This window comes from Mycoplasma sp. 4404 (assembly GCF_034863325.1).
Lineage (GTDB): Bacteria > Bacillota_I > Bacilli_A > Mycoplasmatales > Metamycoplasmataceae > Mycoplasmopsis.
Window position 1 is genome coordinate 101616 of the sequence record NZ_JAYFFE010000002.1, and the last position, 19067, is coordinate 120682.

At 31.8% G+C, this 19067-nt stretch carries 26 protein-coding genes, 1 tRNA gene, 1 other RNA gene and 1 pseudogene; 3 read left to right on the plus strand and 26 right to left on the minus strand.

What is annotated here, in order from left to right; genetic code table 4:
• Window positions 1–59: 59 nt before the first annotated feature.
• The 4 genes from VBN07_RS02180 to VBN07_RS02195 all read right to left on the minus strand — a co-directional run bounded on the left by VBN07_RS02180 (window position 60) and on the right by VBN07_RS02195 (window position 5833).
• The gene (locus VBN07_RS02180) at window positions 60–1529 is read right to left on the minus strand and encodes an endonuclease (RefSeq protein WP_323177668.1); all 1470 of its coding nucleotides are present in this window, start codon (window positions 1527–1529) and stop codon (window positions 60–62) included.
• 143 nt (window positions 1530–1672) lie between these two features.
• Window positions 1673–2518, minus strand: coding sequence for an HAD-IIB family hydrolase (locus tag VBN07_RS02185; protein ID WP_323177669.1), 846 nt, complete (start codon window positions 2516–2518; stop codon window positions 1673–1675).
• Between the two features lie 7 nt (window positions 2519–2525).
• Window positions 2526–3356 (minus strand): bifunctional 5,10-methylenetetrahydrofolate dehydrogenase/5,10-methenyltetrahydrofolate cyclohydrolase, encoded by an 831-nt coding sequence (locus tag VBN07_RS02190; RefSeq protein ID WP_323177670.1) that lies wholly within the window; start codon window positions 3354–3356, stop codon window positions 2526–2528.
• Window positions 3344–5833, minus strand: a complete 2490-nt coding sequence (locus VBN07_RS02195) for a valine--tRNA ligase (protein WP_323177671.1) — start codon at window positions 5831–5833, stop codon at window positions 3344–3346. Before VBN07_RS02195 ends, VBN07_RS02190 begins: the two co-directional genes overlap by 13 nt.
• A 167-nt stretch (window positions 5834–6000) precedes the next feature.
• Between VBN07_RS02195 and smpB the strand changes: the two genes are divergently transcribed.
• The 3 genes from smpB to VBN07_RS02210 all read left to right on the plus strand — a co-directional run bounded on the left by smpB (window position 6001) and on the right by VBN07_RS02210 (window position 6909).
• Window positions 6001–6441: an SsrA-binding protein gene (smpB, locus tag VBN07_RS02200; protein ID WP_323177672.1), complete on the plus strand. Its 441-nt coding sequence runs from the start codon at window positions 6001–6003 to the stop codon at window positions 6439–6441.
• A 7-nt stretch (window positions 6442–6448) separates the two neighbouring features.
• Window positions 6449–6831: a transfer-messenger RNA gene (gene ssrA / locus VBN07_RS02205) on the plus strand.
• 3 nt (window positions 6832–6834) lie between these two features.
• Window positions 6835–6909: transfer RNA gene (locus tag VBN07_RS02210), tRNA-Thr, on the plus strand.
• 510 nt (window positions 6910–7419) lie between these two features.
• On the opposite strand, the gene rplO is transcribed toward VBN07_RS02210, so the two are convergent.
• The 22 genes and pseudogenes from rplO to VBN07_RS02320 all read right to left on the minus strand — a co-directional run bounded on the left by rplO (window position 7420) and on the right by VBN07_RS02320 (window position 18919).
• Window positions 7420–7854: a 50S ribosomal protein L15 gene (gene rplO / locus VBN07_RS02215; RefSeq protein WP_323176692.1), complete on the minus strand. Its 435-nt coding sequence runs from the start codon at window positions 7852–7854 to the stop codon at window positions 7420–7422.
• Between the two features lie 7 nt (window positions 7855–7861).
• Window positions 7862–8491, minus strand: coding sequence for a 30S ribosomal protein S5 (rpsE, locus tag VBN07_RS02220; protein WP_416234916.1), 630 nt, complete (start codon window positions 8489–8491; stop codon window positions 7862–7864).
• Window positions 8491–8841: a 50S ribosomal protein L18 gene (gene rplR / locus VBN07_RS02225; protein ID WP_257089321.1), complete on the minus strand. Its 351-nt coding sequence runs from the start codon at window positions 8839–8841 to the stop codon at window positions 8491–8493. The genes rpsE and rplR overlap by 1 nt, the downstream gene beginning before the upstream one ends.
• Window positions 8842–8865: 24 nt before the next feature.
• On the minus strand, window positions 8866–9405 hold the full coding sequence (gene rplF, locus VBN07_RS02230) for a 50S ribosomal protein L6 (protein WP_257089319.1): 540 nt from the start codon (window positions 9403–9405) through the stop codon (window positions 8866–8868).
• 5 nt (window positions 9406–9410) lie between these two features.
• Complete coding sequence (gene rpsH, locus VBN07_RS02235) at window positions 9411–9806, minus strand: 30S ribosomal protein S8 (RefSeq protein WP_257089317.1); 396 nt, start codon at window positions 9804–9806, stop codon at window positions 9411–9413.
• A 2-nt stretch (window positions 9807–9808) separates the two neighbouring features.
• Window positions 9809–9994, minus strand: coding sequence for a type Z 30S ribosomal protein S14 (locus tag VBN07_RS02240; protein WP_257089315.1), 186 nt, complete (start codon window positions 9992–9994; stop codon window positions 9809–9811).
• Between the two features lie 3 nt (window positions 9995–9997).
• Window positions 9998–10543 carry a 50S ribosomal protein L5 gene (rplE, locus tag VBN07_RS02245; protein ID WP_257089313.1) on the minus strand — a complete coding sequence of 182 codons (546 nt, stop codon included), beginning with the start codon at window positions 10541–10543 and terminating at the stop codon, window positions 9998–10000.
• Window position 10544: 1 nt separating this feature from the next.
• Complete coding sequence (rplX, locus tag VBN07_RS02250) at window positions 10545–10868, minus strand: 50S ribosomal protein L24 (protein WP_416099228.1); 324 nt, start codon at window positions 10866–10868, stop codon at window positions 10545–10547.
• Between the two features lie 31 nt (window positions 10869–10899).
• A complete protein-coding gene (gene rplN / locus VBN07_RS02255) occupies window positions 10900–11265 on the minus strand; it encodes a 50S ribosomal protein L14 (RefSeq protein ID WP_257089308.1) in 366 nt (121 codons plus the stop codon).
• Window positions 11265–11534, minus strand: a complete 270-nt coding sequence (gene rpsQ / locus VBN07_RS02260) for a 30S ribosomal protein S17 (RefSeq protein ID WP_416234915.1) — start codon at window positions 11532–11534, stop codon at window positions 11265–11267. Before rpsQ ends, rplN begins: the two co-directional genes overlap by 1 nt.
• Before the next feature lie 2 nt (window positions 11535–11536).
• Window positions 11537–11731 (minus strand): 50S ribosomal protein L29, encoded by a 195-nt coding sequence (rpmC, locus tag VBN07_RS02265; protein WP_323176676.1) that lies wholly within the window; start codon window positions 11729–11731, stop codon window positions 11537–11539.
• The gene (gene rplP, locus VBN07_RS02270) at window positions 11731–12153 is read right to left on the minus strand and encodes a 50S ribosomal protein L16 (RefSeq protein WP_257089304.1); all 423 of its coding nucleotides are present in this window, start codon (window positions 12151–12153) and stop codon (window positions 11731–11733) included. The genes rpmC and rplP overlap by 1 nt, the downstream gene beginning before the upstream one ends.
• On the minus strand, window positions 12153–12803 hold the full coding sequence (gene rpsC, locus VBN07_RS02275) for a 30S ribosomal protein S3 (RefSeq protein WP_323176677.1): 651 nt from the start codon (window positions 12801–12803) through the stop codon (window positions 12153–12155). The genes rplP and rpsC overlap by 1 nt, the downstream gene beginning before the upstream one ends.
• 1 nt (window position 12804) lies before the next feature.
• Window positions 12805–13149: a 50S ribosomal protein L22 gene (rplV, locus tag VBN07_RS02280; RefSeq protein ID WP_257089299.1), complete on the minus strand. Its 345-nt coding sequence runs from the start codon at window positions 13147–13149 to the stop codon at window positions 12805–12807.
• A complete protein-coding gene (gene rpsS / locus VBN07_RS02285; RefSeq protein WP_257089297.1) occupies window positions 13149–13427 on the minus strand; it encodes a 30S ribosomal protein S19 in 279 nt (92 codons plus the stop codon). Before rpsS ends, rplV begins: the two co-directional genes overlap by 1 nt.
• Window positions 13427–14272 carry a 50S ribosomal protein L2 gene (gene rplB, locus VBN07_RS02290; RefSeq protein ID WP_323177673.1) on the minus strand — a complete coding sequence of 282 codons (846 nt, stop codon included), beginning with the start codon at window positions 14270–14272 and terminating at the stop codon, window positions 13427–13429. The genes rpsS and rplB overlap by 1 nt, the downstream gene beginning before the upstream one ends.
• Before the next feature lie 113 nt (window positions 14273–14385).
• On the minus strand, window positions 14386–14853 hold the full coding sequence (gene rplW / locus VBN07_RS02295; protein WP_257089292.1) for a 50S ribosomal protein L23: 468 nt from the start codon (window positions 14851–14853) through the stop codon (window positions 14386–14388).
• On the minus strand, window positions 14853–15581 hold the full coding sequence (gene rplD / locus VBN07_RS02300; RefSeq protein WP_323177674.1) for a 50S ribosomal protein L4: 729 nt from the start codon (window positions 15579–15581) through the stop codon (window positions 14853–14855). The genes rplW and rplD overlap by 1 nt, the downstream gene beginning before the upstream one ends.
• A 171-nt stretch (window positions 15582–15752) precedes the next feature.
• Window positions 15753–16376 (minus strand): annotated as a pseudogene (rplC, locus tag VBN07_RS02305) (50S ribosomal protein L3); the annotation flags it as partial.
• 33 nt (window positions 16377–16409) lie between these two features.
• A complete protein-coding gene (gene rpsJ / locus VBN07_RS02310) occupies window positions 16410–16715 on the minus strand; it encodes a 30S ribosomal protein S10 (protein WP_257089286.1) in 306 nt (101 codons plus the stop codon).
• Between the two features lie 201 nt (window positions 16716–16916).
• Entirely contained in the window at window positions 16917–17258 is a 342-nt protein-coding gene (locus VBN07_RS02315) for a thioredoxin family protein (protein WP_323177675.1), read from the minus strand.
• An 8-nt stretch (window positions 17259–17266) separates the two neighbouring features.
• Window positions 17267–18919, minus strand: a complete 1653-nt coding sequence (locus VBN07_RS02320; protein ID WP_323177676.1) for a ribonuclease J — start codon at window positions 18917–18919, stop codon at window positions 17267–17269.
• Between the last annotated feature and the right edge of the window lie 148 nt (window positions 18920–19067).

Below are 19067 nucleotides of genomic sequence, written 5' to 3' on the forward strand. Positions count from 1 at the left end.
GAAAATAGCTTTAATTTTCACAAAATGTGAAAAAAAATAAGCCATTTTGGCTTATTTAATTAATTCTTTGGTGTAGCTGAAACAAGTACTCCTAAGTTTGTGAATGGTTTAGGATTTGATCCAACTAAGTTTTCTAATAAGTTAGGGTAGTCAATGAATGGGTTTCTTAATCCACCTTCAAATGCAGCAATTTTATTATTTCTTGCAACGTCAAATGGAGAAACTGGATCAGTTGCTGTTCAGTTTGCAAAAGTATTAAAGTAGTGTTCTTTAATGTAAGGTGCTGTTCTTGTGAAGATTGATTGAGATGTAGCTGCTAAGTTTCTGTCATTGTAAGTTACAGTGAAGTAAAGGTATGATCTAGCAATGTCACCTTTGAATTCATTGATTGGTTCAAATGATGTCATACCAATTGAGTTTGTCCCTAATTTTCCACCGTTCATTGATGTTCAACTAGCAGAAGCATTTGCGACTAAATCGTGAGGATAGTTACTTCTTACTCCGTTTACTTTAATATCTGTTGGATAAATGTGGTGAATGTCTGAAACCATTGGTGATAGTTTGCTGAATCAAGATTGAGGAATAACGTGTTCTCTGTTCATTCCATCGCTCTCGCCAGAAGCATTATTACTTGTTGGGTAAGATCTATATGTGTATGGATCTGTACCTGTTGGGTTTTCAGAATAAATATCTAAAATTGTGTTATCTTTTTCAAAGTAAATATCTCTGAATGGTGAGTCGCTTGATTTGTAGAAACCTGGAATATCTCCATATGTTCTAACACCTGATAAATGTGCTTTTTGAATCTTTAATAATGCAGCATATAATTCTGCACCGCTTTTTCCATTAGCTGATGCATAGTAATTATTACTTGAATCATAGTTGTATGAGTAGTTTGAATTTACAGGTGTAATAGTTATATTTGAACTACCTGTGTTTCCACCTGTTGTTGGTGAAGTTGTTGTAGTTTGTGCTTCCTTAAAGAAAACAGTAAATTTTGATGTGAATGTTTTAGTTGAAAATTCATATCCACTATTATCAGCAGCACCTGTGTTAATTGCAGCTTTGTATGTTAAAGTTAATTCATTTGTACTTGCATTAAATTGGAAGTTAATATCACCATTTGGTCTATCTGTACTCTTGTATGTGAAAATTGGTTCTTCAAAGTTTGCCGGATGGAATTTAGCATTAATAGCTTCTTCAAATAATGCCCCAACAGCAGGTCCTGTTTTTCTGTTTAAACCAATTTCATTTGTATTTCTCATGAAGTATAAGAATTTGTTATTTCCATCTTTTAAATAAGTTAAGATTTGTTCTTTTGAAGCAGCAGGAATTTCGATAGGTTTAAATACATTGCTTGCATTTTCTAATGAAACCTCAGCTGGTGCAGCAGGAATAACTGGTTTTGGTGTAACAATTTCTTTTCTTGAATTATCACCTGTTTTATTACATGAAAGTGAAGCCATCGGCAAAATAGCACTAGCTGCTAAACTTGATGTTAAAAATAATTTTTTAAAAATTTTCTTCATTTTTCCTCCTTAAAATAAGGTTAAAAATTTCTATTATTTTAGTTGTATTATGTATCAATATAATTTAAAAATTATATTACTTATAATTTTATACAAATAAAAAATAAAAATATGGAAAATTTATTCCATATTTTGTGAAAAATTTACTTGTCTAAAAATTGAGATAAATACTTTGCAAGTCCAGATTCATTACATGGTAATTCAGTAATTTCATCAGCAATTTTCTTTAGTTCAGGAACTGAATTTTGCATTGCAATTAATGTTCCAACTTTACCTTTTGTAGTTGAATCATTCATTGAATCACCAATGTGCATAGCATCTTTAGGATCAATTCCCTTAAGTTTGCAATATGCAACTTCAGCTTCACCTTTTGATGAACCAATCTTAGTAATTTCTAAGGTTTTATTTTTTTCTCCAACAAATGCTATTTCGAATATGTCTCCATATTTTTCTTTTCATCTTTTAGCAAATTTAGCAGCCTTTCTAGCTGATAAACTAGATAAAAGAGCCTTGTGTATAGGATAATCGTTTTTAAAGTCTTTGTATGGTTTTGCATCTGAAATTCATCTGAATTTCTTAGAAAAGTTTTTGTAAATTTTCTTTACAAATTTAATAATGTAATATAAGTAGTTTTTTACATATACGTGTCTTGAATCAATCGTTACAAAAGCAAAGTTTTTAGAGATTAAATCAAATAATAACTGTGCTTTTTCAGGTTCAATTATTTCCTCTGAAATAATTTTTCCATTCTCAACTGTAACAGCTCCATTTCAAGCTATATATGTAATTTCTCCTGTTAAACCTTTAACAATATCAGAAGTTTTTGCACTTAAACCACGACCAGTTGCAACCACAACTGGAATTTGTTTATTTAACTCTGTAAGTGTTTTTTTAGTAAATTCTGTTGCACTACGCATTCAGAATTTTTCTTCTGGCCCATCTAATGTGGTTCCATCTAAATCGATAAAAATAATTTTAGGTTTCTGCATTAATCTCCTATTTAACAATGTCAACTAAGTTTTTCATTAATGCAACTACAGTCATAGGTCCAACTCCACCAGGAACTGGTGTAATTGCAGCTACTTTATCTTTAACATTTTCAAAGTCAACATCACCTGATAATTCTGCTGAAAGTTTGTCATCTAAGTTAGTTCCAACATCGATAACAATAGCTCCTTCTTTAACATTGTGAGCTTTAATGTATTTTGCAACACCTATTGCAACAATTAAGATGTCTGCATTTTCAATACCTTTAATTCCTGTTTCTTCATTATATGTAGAAACGTTAGCATTTTTTCTTTTAATAATGTGCGCAAGAGGTTTTCCTACAACATGTGATCTTCCAACAACACATACTCTTTTGTTTTCTACATCAATTCCATAGTGTTCCATTAATTCTAAAACACCACGTGCTGTAGCTGGAACAAAGTGTTTGTCAGCTGTATCGTTATATAATCTGAATTCATTTTTTGTTGTAAGTCCATCAATGTCTTTATCGTATGGAACTGCATCTAAAATAACTTGAGTTGGTAAATGAGAAGGTAATGGTAACTGAACAATGATTCCATCGAATTTTTCATTGATTCTGTCCATTTTCTTAAGTAATCTGTCTTGAGAAATATCCTCATCAAATTTGAATAATTCAGCCTCAATCCCTAAATCTTCAGCTACTCTTAATTTGTGAGCTATGTATTTGTTTGAAGCAGCATTATCTCCTACTTGGATAATTGCCATTCTTAATTTTCTTTCTAAATTAAGATCAATTATCTCTTGTTTCAATTTAGCTAATTCTTGTTTAGCTAACTCTTTACCGCTTAATATTTGCATGATAATTCCTCCTCATATTTTTTAAGTTCATCTGTATATTTTTCTAATTTTGCTTTTTCAACAGCCACTTTATCAGCAGGAGCTTTTGAAACGAATCTTTCATTGTTTAAAAGTTGCTCTGCTCTAGCTATTTCTGCTTTAACAAAATTAATTTTTTCTAAAAGGAGCTCTTTATTTCTTTGTTTTGTTTCAACTGATTGTTTTATGAATAAAACGTTGTCATTTAGTGCTATTAAGTAATCGTTATTATCTTCGTATAAAGCAAATACCATTTTGTTAATTGTCTCAATAGCAACTTGTGGAACATCATTTTTAAGTGAATAAATAAGAAGTTCTTTTTTAGAAATTTGATTATTTTCACGATATTTTCTAAGTTCAGTTACAACTTCAATAACTGTGTTTATATAATCGGTCGAATGATCATCTTCAAATGTAGGTCATAATTGTTCTAATAATTCGGCATTAAAGATTTCTGAATATAACCTGTCTGTTATGAATGGTAAGAATGGATGAAGCACAATTAAAGTTTTTCTTAGGACTTCAAGAGCTGATTTTTTAGAATATGAACTCTTTAAGAATTCAACATATCATCCACTAAGGTCTGTGAAAATAAATTTGTAGATTTCTGAGCCGATGACTGAAAACTCATAGTTATCAATAAGTGAATCGATCTTAACTGATAAGTTTTTAAGTTGATTTAATATTCACTTATCTGCATCAGTAGCTTCATTGTTATTATCTTCTAGTTCATTAATGTATCTAGCAATGTTTCATAACTTGTTATTAACTCTTCAAGCAGCTTCAACTTTATCGTCTGAGAATTTAATATCTAAACCTGGTGTTATATTTGTGATTAAGAATCATCTTAAAGCATCTGAACCATATTTATCAACCATATCCATAGGGTCAACACCATTGTTTAATGATTTAGACATTTTTCTACCTTGCGCATCTCTAATAAGGCCGTGAAGTAGTAATCTATCAAATGGTTTTTGACCTGTAAATTCAAGTCCAAAGAAGTACATTCTAGCTACTCAGAAGAAAATAATGTCATAACCTGTAACTAAAAGAGATGTCGGATAATATCTTTTTAGTTTTTCATCAGTTTGAGGTCATCCTAAGAACACAAATGGAGCAAGTCCTGATGAGAATCAAGTATCTAGAACATCCGGATCTTGAACTCATCCTTCACCTGGTGAATCAACTTGAACTTTCATATTACCATCTTGGTCATATCAAGCAGGAATTCTGTGTCCTCATCAAAGTTGTCTAGAAATCGTTCAATCATAAACATTTTCCATTCATTGACGCATAGTTAATTCAAAACGTTTTGGATAGAACTTAACAGCTTCTGGAGAATCTAAATCTTTTAAGATTAAATCTCTGAAATGTTCCATTTTAACAAATCATTGTGGTAGGACTAAAATTTCAACTGGTGTTTTAGATCTATCTGAAATACCAACATTTGAAATTGTTGTTTCAACTTTTTGAATATAACCATTATCTTGTAAGAATTGTGCAATCTTCTCTCTTGCTACAAATCTTTCTAAACCGTGGAATTCAGGTAATGCAGGATAGTTAATTAAACCATCTTTTGAAATTGTTTCGTTGATCTCAAGATTGTGTTTTTTTATAATATCAATATCAACTTCAGCGTGTGCACTAAGTTTCATCAATCCTGAACCAAAGTCAATATCAACATATTCATCAGGTATGATTGGCAATTCTTTTTTAGTAATTGGGTGAATTACAAATTGTCCTTCTAAATCTTTGTATCTTGAGTCATTTGGATTAAATACAACAGCAACGTCGCTTAATAAAGTTTCAGTTCTAACAGTAGCAATTGTCAACACTTTGTTTGAATCCTTAATTGGATAATTGATGTAGTACATTTTTTGTTCTGTAGGTTCATTATTAACTTCAATGTTTGATAAAGCAGTTTGTAACTTAACATCTCAATTAATTGCTTTAACACCTTTGTAAATGAACCCTTTGTTGTATAAGTCAATGAAAACTTTTGAAACAGCTTCATTAGCTTCTGCATCAAGTGTGAATCTTTCAGCTGAATAATCAAGTGCTAGACCAATTTTTGATCATTGTTGTCTAAATAAGTTTGCATATTCAGCTTTTCATTCTCAAATCTTATCAACGAAAGCTTCTCTGCCTAAATCATGACGAGTTTGACCTGTTGATTGGAATAAAACATCCTCAACTTTTGATTGTGTAGCAATTCCGGCGTGATCCATACCAGGAACTCACATAACATCAAAACCATTAAGTTTCTTATATCTTATAATTGTGTCAGGTATATAAACATCAAGTGCATGACCTAAATGTAGCTTACCAGTTACATTTGGTGGTGGTAGCAAAATAGTAAAAGGTTTTTTGTCTAAATCATGAGTTTGAAAATATTTCTTAGCTTGTCATTTTTTATCAATGTCTTTTTCAACTAGCGTGTGATTATATATTTTGTCCATTAATACCTCCTCTAAATAATTTCAAGGTATTTTTACTTAAAAAAATATCTATATAAATAATTATTAAAATTATAATAAATTTTGCTAAAATTCCTTGCCCCTTTTACTGGTAGCACATAAGTGAAAAAATAAAATGTTTATAAAACAATATAGTAAAATTTAATTGTATGAAGATAATTAGCACAAATAAAAAAGCTCATCACAACTATGAAATTATTAATAAGTATGAAGCAGGAATTGAATTACTTGGTTGAGAAGTAAAATCAGCTAGAGTTAATTCAATTGACATTTCAAATGCATTTTGTTCAATTTACAAAGGTGAAATGTATCTTAAGGAAGCTTACTTCAAGCAATATATGCATGTAAAAGCTGATGAGTTCAGAGATAGAAAATTACTTCTTCATAAAAATGAGATTCGTAAGATTAAATTTGCTACTGAATCACAAAGTCTTACTATCATACCTTTAAAAATGTACTTTAATTCTTCATCAAGAATTAAAGTAGAAATAGCTTTAGCTAAAGGTCTTAAAAAGTATGATAAAAGACAACAAATCATTAAAGATGAAGTTAATAAAAAACTCAATAAGCTAATCAATTCATATAAATAATCATTATGGGGATATAATGGTTTCGACATACTTTGGGGTGTTGTTGTTGCAGTAGTGTGGTAGACTATAATTACTTCTAGACTTTCTTAAATGGAAACGCTAAAAAAGAAAACAAAGTTTCAAACTTTGCAATGTTCTCAATGAACAACTTAAACCCAGTTTTTGCTTAATTAAATGCAATCTGGTGACTTTAATGTAGCTCCTTTCTATATTAAAGTCGGTCTTAAGAGGATAGCGTTAGCTTTGGTAAACTAATGTGAAATTTAACCAAACTGTTTAATATTTTTCGAATACTTTATCATTAAAACAGTTATCAAAAGTATTCTAAACTGTAGACGCAGCAACATGCTCAATTTGTGGACAGGGGTTCGATTCCCCTTATCTCCACCATTAGCCGCTTTAGTTCTAGTGGTAAAACAGTTGACTCGTAACCAACCATCATGAGTTCGATTCTCATAAGCGGCACCATTAGATTAATATATTTAAACATCATGACTATCGAAGTTGTGATTTTTTTAATGTCTTTTTTAAAAACAATCACTAAGTACCTACTTTTACAGAATTTACTTACATTTTTTTAGAATAAGGATAGATAACAAAGTTTTCTACTGTAATTATTAAAAGGAATGTATGAAAATAACTAAAATATTAATTCCATTTGGTGCAATATCATCTATTGTTGCAGCAACAATTTCGGTATCTTGTGGTTAAAGATACCAACAACTTATCTAATAACTAAAACAAAGACAAGACCGTAAAAGAGTTCAATGAGTGCAACGTTTTTAGCTATTTGCTTGATTTTGTTTATATTCCTCCTTTTGTATAAATCGCATTGTTTAAATAGTTTATATATTTTGCAAAAAGTTAAAATTTAGCAGTTATTTTAATGAAATTTTAATGTTTTGATAAAGAAGGCTAAAAATAAAAAACACCTTAGCAATAGCTAAAGTGCCTTATATGTTTAATTGAATTTAGAAATTATAATTCGTTAATTGTTCCACCTAATTTAGCAAAAGCTTCTTTAGCTGATGCTGATGCTTTGTGTACATCGATTGTTAATTTCTTTGTTAATGTCCCATTTCCTAATAATTTAACAGGCATATTTCTTTTAATTAAGTTTACACTGAATAAAGCTTCAATTGTGATTACATCACCGTCATTAAATCTTGTTTCTAAATCAGCAAGGTTGATTACTTGGTATTCAACGTGGTTAACATTGTTAAATCCACGTTTTCCGATTCTACGGAATCATGGTGTTTGACCCCCTTCGAATCCTAATCTGTGACCTTTACGTTTGTTTTGACCTGATTGTCCTTTACCAGCTTGTTTACCTTTTCCGGCAGCGTGTCCTCTACCTTTACGGTGTTTTTCTGGTCTTGAACCTTCTGTGAATTTTAAAGTATTTAATTTAATTGCCATATTATAAATCCTTAACTTCTTTGTCTCTGATTTCAGCGATTTCTTCAACAGTTCTCATGTTTAATAATGCTTTAACTGTAGCTTTAACAACGTTTGCTTTTGAACGAGATCCATATGTTTTTGTAACGATATCTGTGTATCCAGCTAATTCAACAACAGCACGAACTGTTCCTGAAGCAATAAGTCCTTTTCCTTTTGGAGCGGGTTTTAACATTACTTTAGATGCTAAGAATTTAGCAGTAATTTCATGTGGAACTGTACCATTAACTACTGGTACTGAAACAAGGTTGTTTTGTGCATCTTTAACAGCTTTCTTGATAGCATCTGGAACTTCGTTTGCCTTACCATGTCCAAATCCTACAAGACCTTTTTTGTTTCCAACTACAACAAAAGCTGAGAAGCTGAATCTTCTTCCACCTTTAACAACTTTTGTAACACGAGCAATGTCAACTACTTTTTCTGAGAATTCTGATTCGAATTTAGGAGCTGCTTGACGTGGTCTTCTGTTCATCGGTTTTCTGTTTGCACGTTCTTGTTTGTTTTCTGTAGCTTCTGATTTAACTGTTCTTGGTCTTCTTGCTGTAACTTCTTTTGTTCCAGCTTCTAATTTAACTTCTTTTTTGTTTTCCATTAGAATTTAACTCCTTGTTCTCTTACTGCTTCTGCGAATGCTTTAACACGTCCATGGTAGATGTATCCACCACGGTCAAAAACGATTTCTGTAATACCTAATTTGTTAATTTTTTCACCCATTAATTTACCTAATTCTGATGCTGCAGCGATGTTTCCTGAGTATTTTTCATTTTTAAGTGTTGAAACACTTGCTAATGTAACACCTTTTGTGTCATCAATTAATTGAGCATAGAAGTTTTGGTGTGATTTGAATACATTTAAACGAGGTTTTGTAGCTGTACCGCTAATGTGTTGACGTAAACGAACATGTTTAACTTTTCTAGCTGCGTTTCTTGATTTTGCTTTCATTTTATTCACCTAGCAACTCCTAAATTATTTAGAAGCTGTTTTCCCTTCTTTACGTCTAATTTTTTCACCTTTGTAAGAAATACCTTTACCTGAGTACACGTTAGGTTTTCTGATTGCTCTAACTACTGAAGCAAATTGTCCAACTTGCTCTTTGCTAATTCCAAATACTGAAATTTCTGTAGGTTTAGCAACTGTAACTTTTAATTCTGATGGAACTTGTTTTGAAACTGGGTGTGAGTATCCAGCGTTAACTACAAGTTCATTTCCTCTAAGTTCAGCTTTGTACCCAACCCCTTTGATTTCTAAATCAATTTGGAACCCTTCTGAAACTCCCTTGATCATGTTTGCAATAAGAGCGTTTGTTGTTCCATGTAATTGTTTTGTTTGTTTATTTTCATTTGCACGTACTGTTGTAACTTGGTTGTTTTCTACTTGTACTTTGATTAATGGACTAAATGTTCTTTCTAATTTTCCGTGTTTTCCTGAAACTGTAACTGTGTTACCGTTAACTGAAACTTCTGTTCCAGCAGGAATAACTAAAACTCTATTTCCAACACGAGACATACTAATTATCAAATGTAAGCGATGATTTCACCACCAACATTAGCCTCCTTAGCTTGTTTTCCAGTCATTAATCCTTTTGAAGTAGAGATGATTACTGTACCGTAACCTGATAAAACACTAGGAATTTCATCTGCTTTAACGTAAGTTCTAAGACCTGGCTTAGAAACTCTTTTAAAGTCAACGATAGCTTGTTTGTTTTTCTTGTATTTTAATGTAACTACTAATTCTTTGTTTACACCTTCACCTGAAACTGTGTAAGATGCAATGTACCCTTCTTCTAAAATTAACTTAACAATAGCTTCTTTTTTAGTTGAATATGGAATTGAAACAGTTTTATGTTTTCTAATGTTAGCGTTTTTGATTCTAACAACTAAATCTGAAATTGGATCTGTAATAAACATAATTATCAACTCGCTTTCTTCATACCTGGAATTTTACCTTCGTGTGCAAGGTTTCTAAAGCAGATACGACATACTTTGTATTTTCTTAAAACTGAGTGTGGACGTCCACATAATTCACAACGTGTGTAAGCACGTGTTGAGAATTTAGGGTGACGTTTAGCTTTTGCGATTAATGCTTTTCTTGCCATAAACTATTTAGCTCCTTTTTTTTCGAATGGTACACCAAGTGCTTCTAATAATGTTTTAGCTTCTTGGTCAGATTTAGCTGAAGTTACAATAATAACGTCAAGCCCTTTGATTTTACGGATTTTGTCAAATTCGATTTCTGGGAAGATGATTTCTTCTTTAATTCCTAAGTTGTAGTTACCTCTTCCATCGAAAGCTTTTGGATTAGCTCCACGGAAGTCACGAATACGTGGCATTGCAACATTGATTAATTTGTCTAAAAAGTCTCACATTCTTTCTCTACGAAGTGTAACTTTTCCACCCATAGGCATACCTTCACGAAGTTTTCATGAAGCGTTTGATTTTTTAGCTGTTGTTTGGTATGGTTTTTGAGAAGAGATTAATGTTAATTCATTTAAAACTTCTTCAATAGCTTTTGAGTTGTTGATTTCTTTTCCAGCTGTCATGTTTAATACAACTTTTTCGATTCTTGGAACTTCCATTGATGATTTGTATTGGTATTTTTCTTTTAAAGCAGGAACTGCTTTTTCTAAATAAACATTTTTTAACATATTAGATTTCCTTTTGTGTTCTTTTTGCGATTCTTACTTTTTTACCTTTGTCATCAATTTTGTATCCGATTTTTGAGATTTGTGCTGGTTTATCTTTTGTAGCTTTTTTAACTAAATATGCAACATTTGAAACGTGGATTGGAGCTTCTTTTTCTGAAATTGAACCATCTTGGTTTTGGTGTGAAGGTTTGTTGTGTTTTTTAACAATATTTACACCTTTAACGATAACTTTGTTTTCTGAACGTAAGATTTTTTCGATTTGACCTGTTTTTCCTTTATCTTTACCGGCAATAACCATAACTTCATCATTAACTTTGAATTTGATTTTGTTCATAACTTATCTCCTTATAAATAAATTAAAGTACTTCAGGTGCAAGTGAAACGATTTTTGGGTATTTTTCTCTAATTTCACGAGCAACAGGTCCGAACACACGTGTTCCACGTGGTGTTCCATCTTCTTTTAAAATTACAACTGCGTTATCGTCAAAACGAATGTATGTACCATTGTCACGGTGAATTCCGTAAGCTGAACGTACAACTACTGCTTTAACAACTTGCCCTTCTTTAACCATACCGTTTGGAATAGCTTTTTTAACTGAACATACAATAACATCACCAATGTTTGCTGTTTTTTTCTTTGACCCACCTAAAACACGAATAACACCGATTTCTTTAGCACCTGAGTTATCAGCAACGTTTGCTCTAGATAATTCGTGAATCATTAGTTATTTCCTTCGATTGCAGCTTGTTTAACTTCAACTAATCTGAAGTGTTTTGTTTTTGATAATGGTCTTGTTTCCATAATAACAACGATGTCACCTAATTTAGCAACATGGTTTTCATCATGAACAGCAAATCTTTTTGTTGATTTGTAACGTTTTGAATATAATGGGTGTTTTTTGTATGTGTCAACTGCTACGATGATTGTTTTTGCTGTTTTACCAGCAGAAACAACTGTTCCAACTAAAGTTTTTCTTGAGTTTCTTTCCATAATTATTTAGCTCCTTTTTTTTCATTTAAAGCTGTTTTAACTTTAGCAATGTCTTTTCTAATGTTTGCAATTTTGTGTGTTTCTTTTAAATCACCTGTAACGTTTTGATATCTTAAAGTAAATAATTCTGCTTTAAGTTGTTCAACTAATGTGTTTAATTCATCAACTGATTTGTTTTTTAATTCTTTATAAAGCATTATTTATCTCCTTCTTCTCTTTTGATAATTTTTCATTTAACAGGTAATTTGTGACCAGCTAATCTTAAAGCGTCTCTTGCTACATCTTCTGCAACACCTGACACTTCGAACATAACTGTATTAACTTTAACTGCTGTATATCATAATTCAGGAGTACCTTTTCCTGATCCCATACGTACACCAATTGGTTTAGATGTTTTAGCAAAGTGAGGGAAAATACGGATAATAACTTCCCCTTCACGTCCCATTCTACGTGTAGCAGCAATACGAGCTGATTCAATTTGACGAGCTGTTACTCAAGCAGATGTTACAGCTTGTAAACCAAATTCTCCAAAAGAAACTTTGTTTCCTTTTGTTGCTTTACGTTTGTCGTGTCTTTGAATGAATGGTTTTCTGTATTTGGTTCTTTTTGGTTGAAGCATTATTTATCCCCTTCCAATTTTTCACCTAATGATACTCAAACTTTAACACCAATTGCACCGTATGTTGTTCTAGCAGTAGCTGTAGCGTAATCAACATCTTGTCTTAATGTGTGAAGTTTCATTTCTCCTTCTGAGTACCCTTCTGTTCTAGCCATATCAACTCCGTTTAAACGTCCTGAAACAGCTGTTTTGATACCTTTAGCACCAGCACGCATTGCATTTCTAATAGCAATTTTTTGTGCTGAACGGAAACTTTCACGGTTTTCTAATTTTGTTGCAATCATTTCTGCAAGTAATTTTGCATTTAAATCTGGATTTTTAAGTTCTAAAACTTGAACATTTAAGTTTAAGTTTTTGTTTTTAATAAATTTTGATAATGCTAATGTTAAGTCTTGAATGTTTTTACCTTCAGCGCCTAACATAGCAGCTGGTTTAGCTGTGTGAACTAAAACTGTAACTTTGTTGTTTGCGTTACGTTTTACTTCAACTTTACCAATTTGGTATTGACGTACTAATTTATCAAAGAATTTGTAGATTTTAGCATCTTCAACTAAGAATGAACCAAAGTTAGCTTTTTCTGCAAATCATTGTGAGTTGTGAGCTTTTGAAATTCCGTAACGGAAACCATTTGGATTAACCTTTTGTCCCATATTAATTTCTCTCCTCTAATGTGATTGATAAATTTGATGTACGTTTTAAGATAGAGTAAGCTCTACCTTGGCTTCTTGGTTGGAATCTTTTAAGAGTTGGACCTTCATTTACATAAACTTCTTTTACGAATAATTTTGTAGCATCTAAACCATGGTTGTGTGTTGCGTTAGCAACAGCTGAGTTTAATAACTTGATGAAAATAGGAGCTGATTTTTTGTTTGTGTTGTGTAATAACCCTAAAGCAACAGTTACATCTTTACCTCTAAATAAGTTTGCAACTAATTTAGCTTTAGATACACTAACTCTTTGCAATTTAACGTGAGCTTTTGCTTGTTGTTTTTGCATTATTTCTTCTTCCCTTTATCTGCACCGTGACCAGAGAATGTTCTAGTTGGTGAGAATTCTCCTAATTTGTGACCTACCATGTCATCTGTAACGTAAACTTCAACAAATTGTTTTCCGTTGTGAACTGCAAATGTTAATCCAACGAAGTTAGGGAAAATTGTTGAACGTCTTGATCAAGTTTTAATTGGTTTTTTAGGTGCTTTTCCTTCAACGATAGCATCTACTTTTTTAAGTAAATGGTCATCTGCGAATGGACCTTTTTTAAGACTACGTGCCATTATTTAGCATCCTTTCTTCTTCTTAAAATAAGTTTATTTGAAGATTTCTTAGTTTTTCTTGTTTTAACTCCAAGAGCTTTTTTACCTCATGGTGTAAGAGGAGCTTTACGACCAACTGGTTGTTTACCTTCCCCTCCTCCATGTGGGTGATCTACTGGGTTCATTACTGATCCACGTACTGTAGGTCTAATACCTTTGTGTCTGTTAATTCCAGCTTTACCAATATTTACTAATAAGTGTTCTTCGTTTCCTACAACACCAATTGTTGCACGGCAACGAGCTAAGATACGACGTGTTTCACCAGATTTTAATCTTAACACTACGTATTTTCCATTGTCATCTTTACCAAGGATTTGAGCTGATGTACCTGCACTACGTGCAATTTGTCCTCCAGCACCTGGTTGCATTTCAATATTGTGTACAAATGTACCTTCAGGAATGTTTGAAAGTGGTAATGTGTTACCAACAATAATATCTACGTTGTCTCCTGAAATAACTTTTTGTCCTAATTTAATACCTTTAGGAGCTAAAATGTATCTTTTTTCTCCATCTGCATATACAACTAAACTAATGTTTGCTGATCTGTTTGGATCATATTCAATAGTTTTTACTGTAGCAGGGATGTTATCTTTATTACGTTTAAAGTCTACAAGTCTGTAGAATCTTTTAACACGTCCTCCATGATGTCTAACAGTAATTTTACCTTGGTTGTTACGTCCAGCATGATTTTTTAAATTCACTAAAAGTGATTTTTCTGGAGCGTGACCTGATAAGTTTTGTCTGTAATCAAGAGTAGACATGTTTCTACGACCATTTGTAGTTGGCTTAAAATGTTTAATAGCCATTTGTCTTCTCCTTTGCTTAAAAATATTTGGGGATTTGCAAGATTATCTTTTAAGCAACTATTAAAACCCCTTAACTAATTGTTTGATTTGAACATAAAGTTCATCGGATTTAATTATTCTCCACCAACTTTACGTTTTGTAGTAGTTTTCTTAACTGCTGTGTTTGCTTTTTTAGCTGTTGTTTTTTTAGCAGCTAATTTAGCAGCAGCTTTTTTCTCAACTTCTGAAGCTTTAGAAGCTTTTGCTTTTTTAGCTTCATCTGCTTTAGCTTTAGTTTCAGCTAAAACTGCTTCTTCAGCGTCTGATGGAACATAGTTTAATGTTGAACCTTCTTTTAAAGTAACCATAGCTTTTTTGTAACGGTTTGTAAATCCGTGGAAACGTCCTACGTTTTTAGCTTTTTTATCAACTTTGATTGTTCTAACTTTGTCAACTTTAACTTGGAAAATTGTTTCAACAGCTTGTGCAATTTGGAATTTGTTTGCGTGGAAGTCTACTTTGAATGTGTAAACACCTTTAGCTCTTTGAATGTCTGATTTTTCAGTTAAGACTGGAGCTTTAATGATTCTTGTTAATTCCATTATTTAATTCTCCCTTTTAATAATTCAAGACTTTCGTTTGAAACAATCATAACGTCAGCAGCAATAGCAGCTTCAACTGTTAATGAGTTAGCTTTAACAACTGTAACGTTTGGTAAGTTTCTAACTGATTTGTAAACCATTGTGTTTTCTGTAACAACTAAAACATGTTTTAAGTTTGCTACTTGTAATTCAGCTAATTTAGCAGCAACTGTTTTTGTTGAGATTGTGTCTAATGCTAAATCATCAACGATAACAGCTTGATCTTGTGCTAATAATGTTAAAGCTGAAATAAATGCACGGAATTTAACTTTCTTGTTAACTTTAAGTGAGTAGTTTCTGTTTGGTTTAGGTCCGAATGCTCTTCCCCCTCCAACTCAGATTGGTGAACGCATAGAACTGTGACGTGCTCTACCTGTTCCTTTTTGTCTTCAAGGTTTTTTACCTGAACCACTTACTTCTGAACGGTTTTTAACTTTGTGTGTTCCTTGTCTTCTTGATGCTCTCTCTGATAAGATTGAGTCAAATACTGCTTGTTCATAAATTTTTTCACTAGCAAATAATTGTGCTGGTAAATCTGCTTTATGAGCAACTTTAGCAACGTTTTTGTCTTTTTGAACTGTAACTTTAGCTGATTTTGCAGCAGCTGGTTTTGTTGAAGCTTTTTTAGCTGGAGCTGATTTAGGAGCAGCTTTTTTAGCTGTTGTAGATTTTTTAACTGTTTCTGCCATAAATTATTCTCCTTTGTTTGCTTCTGCAGCATCAATTAATTCTTGTAATTGTTGTGCGTTCATTCCAACTGTAACTTCAATGTTGAATTTTTTAGCTTTTTCAATAAGTTCGTTCATTAACATAGCTTCTTTAACGTTTACTAATTTAATTTCTTCACGGCTTGGTAATCCTTTAACCGCTTCTTTTACTACTACGAATGATTTTTTAGGTCCTGGAATTGAACCTTTGATTAATAATAAGTTGTTTTCTACATCTACTTTAACAACTTCTAAGTTTTGAACTGTTGTTTTAACATGTCCAAGGTGTCCTGGCATTGTCATACCTTTGTAAACACGGTTACCTGAGATATCCCCAAGTGATCCTGTTTGTCTAATAGGTTGAGATCCTCCACCTCCACCGTGAGATTTAGGTCCGATGTGTTGGTTATGTCTTTTAATTGTACCAGCGAACCCTTTCCCTTTTGATGTACCTGTAACGTCTACAAGTTCACCTGCTTTAAAAATGTCAGCTTTAATTAAATCTCCAAGTTCGTATCCTGACATATCACGAACTTCTTTAACGAAGCGCTTAGGTGTTGTTGAAGCTTTAGCAAAGTGACCGATTTCAGGTTTGTTTGCTCTACTTGCTTTTTTATCAGCTGTAGCAAGTTGTGTTGCAACGTAACCATCTTTGTCGTTTGTTAAAACTTTTGAAACAACATTTGGTTGTACTTCGATTACTGTAACAGGAACACTTTTTCCTGATTCAGTAAAGATTTGAGTCATACCAACTTTACGTCCTAAGATTCCTTTCATATTGTCTCCTTAAAAATTGGGTATTAAATTTGATTATTTAACTTTAACTTGAATATCCACACCAGCTGGTAATTCAAGTCTTTGTAATTGATCTTGAGTTTTAGCAGAAGGATCGGTAATTACAACTAATCTTTGGTGTGTTCTGCTTTCGAATTGTTCACGGCTTTTCTTGTTAACGTGAACAGATCTTAAGATAGTAATTTCATCTCTTTTTGTAGGTAAAGGAATTGGTCCACTTACTTTTGCATCTGTTGCTTTTGCAATTTCGTAAATTCTTTTTGCAGCAGCATCAACTAATGCGTGGTCAAACCCTTTAACTTTGATGTTTAACTTACTCATTGTTGTCTCCTTTGTTCTTGATTTTGAACATAGCTCCTTTTAAAAACCCAACGTGTCCTCAACAACATTTTGGCACGTTGGCAACCTTAAAATTCATAGCTATAGTTGCTTATTGATTATATAGTAAAAATTAAAAAACAGAAACCGAAATTTCTGTTTTTATTTCTAGCAACTCCTCTCCGTGTATCAAGGAGCTTTTTCTTATGAAATTTTCTTTAAAATTCAGTTATTTAAAATCTGAAATGGAACGTATTCATAAGCTTTTTCTTGGATAGTTTGACCTTGTAATAACATCATTGTGGGAACCTTTAAAACTTGTCATTTTGTATTAGGAACTCTGAACAATTGAGCTTCTTCAGCATCCACATTAATGAAACGAATTCTATGATTTCCTTCATATTCTTTAGCAATTTCCTCTACAATAGGTCTCATCATTTTACAATCACCACATCATTGAGTAGTGAAATTTAAGAAGATTAATTCGTTATCTTTATTAGCTTCAATTATGTTTTTAGCTTCTTCTCATTTTAAATTTTCAAACATATTCACCTCTAAACAGCTAAAAGTGATAAAGCAATCATAGGGTCTTTATCAGTTGCTTTGAATATTTTCTTTCTAATTGTTTTACGTAATTTTTCATTTAAATCATACATACGTTTGCAGCTATTTGATTTAACTACATCTACAAAGATTTGTTTAATTAAGTTAGTCATTTGCTCTTGCTCAGAAATATCAATAACACCAACATAATTAATGTGTAATTGTCCTGTTAAGTTACGTGTTTTCGAATCGTACATAATATTGATTACAATAACACCTTCTCTACCTAAAAATTCTCTTTCAGAAATAACTTCAGATGAAATGTCTCCAACTCCGAAACCATCAATAATAGTAGTTCCAACTTCTTTAACTTTTCCATTGTGACTAAATAATTTACCATCAATAAAGTGAGCTATTTTTCCATTCATTAAGACAAGTGTATTGATGTCTTGAACATTCTTAAGTTCATCATTAATGTAATCACTAGCTGAAACTAAATATCTGTATAAACCTTGAGCAGGCATGAATACATCTGGTTTAAGAACTTTTACAAGCGAAACCAAATCATCTCTTGTAGGTCTTACGTAGAAGAACATTTTTTCACTAATATCAAATAGGTTGTGTGTGATTTTAGCTATTTCATCCATTGTTTGCGCATAATCAGACTCAAGACCATTAACTGGTGGAGCTAGCATAATTACAGTGTCACTAGGTTTAATTTTTAAATAAACGTCATTATTTTCTGTAATTCTATTGAAACGTGAATAAAGTCTTTCAGTTGATGCAGTAATTAAAACAATAGCATTTGAATGCTTATTAATTTGTCTGTGGTCAATTAATTTTGGTAATGGCACTACTGTTGAGAATTTAGAAATTAAATCTAATAAATCAGCATATGTTTTTCCGTATGGAACTACTGGTCTATTGTATTTGATTGCTAAATCTAAAACTTGTTGCAATGTAACCATTTCTTCACCATAGGCACCAACAATTATTTTTTCATCAGGATTTGCTTTCTTGAAAATATCATCAAGTTCGGTATATGCATTATATTTTTCAATTCCTCTACCTGAAACATTTGATTTACCAGCATCTGAAACGATAGCCACAATTTTTCTACCTTCAAAGTACTTTGCAAGTAATGGGAAGTAAACTTTTCCATAAATTCCTAAGTTACCTTCAACATAGTTAAACATAAATAAGTAGTCACCTGTTTTAGTTTGGAAGTTAAACCCAATGTTTCCAGGCATTGAACCTGTTAGTCCAAAAGGAACGATTGTTAAATCACCAAATTGAAGTTTTTGTCTAATAACTTGAACTTGTCCTTTTTTAAGTTGAATATCGTATTTTGTAATTCTGTCAATAACTAAAACTTGATTAAATGCCGAAGTATAGATTTTAAGGTTAGGAATTTTCATTAATAATCAAGGGATTGCACTGAATGTTTCATTCTTAATGTCTGTGATGAATAAACCTTTAATTCTGTCTTTGTTTTTGATTAAATAATCAAAATTTGGAATAAGTGTATTAACACCATTTGACATATTTAAAGGCACCTTAGCACCTGCATTAACTATAAAAATGTCATCATTATATTCAAAAACATAACAGTTTTTACCGTTTTCGTCTTGTCCTCCAAGAGCGAAAATATTTACATTTTCCATATTTTTCTCTCTTTCATTATGTATTATGTGTTTTAAAAGTGAGGAATAATTAGTTTGCTAATTAATTTTTTAATTATAGCAAATTGATTTTTTGAGGGTAAAAATAAAAACACCTAATACATAGGTGTTTTAGTAATTAATTACTTAA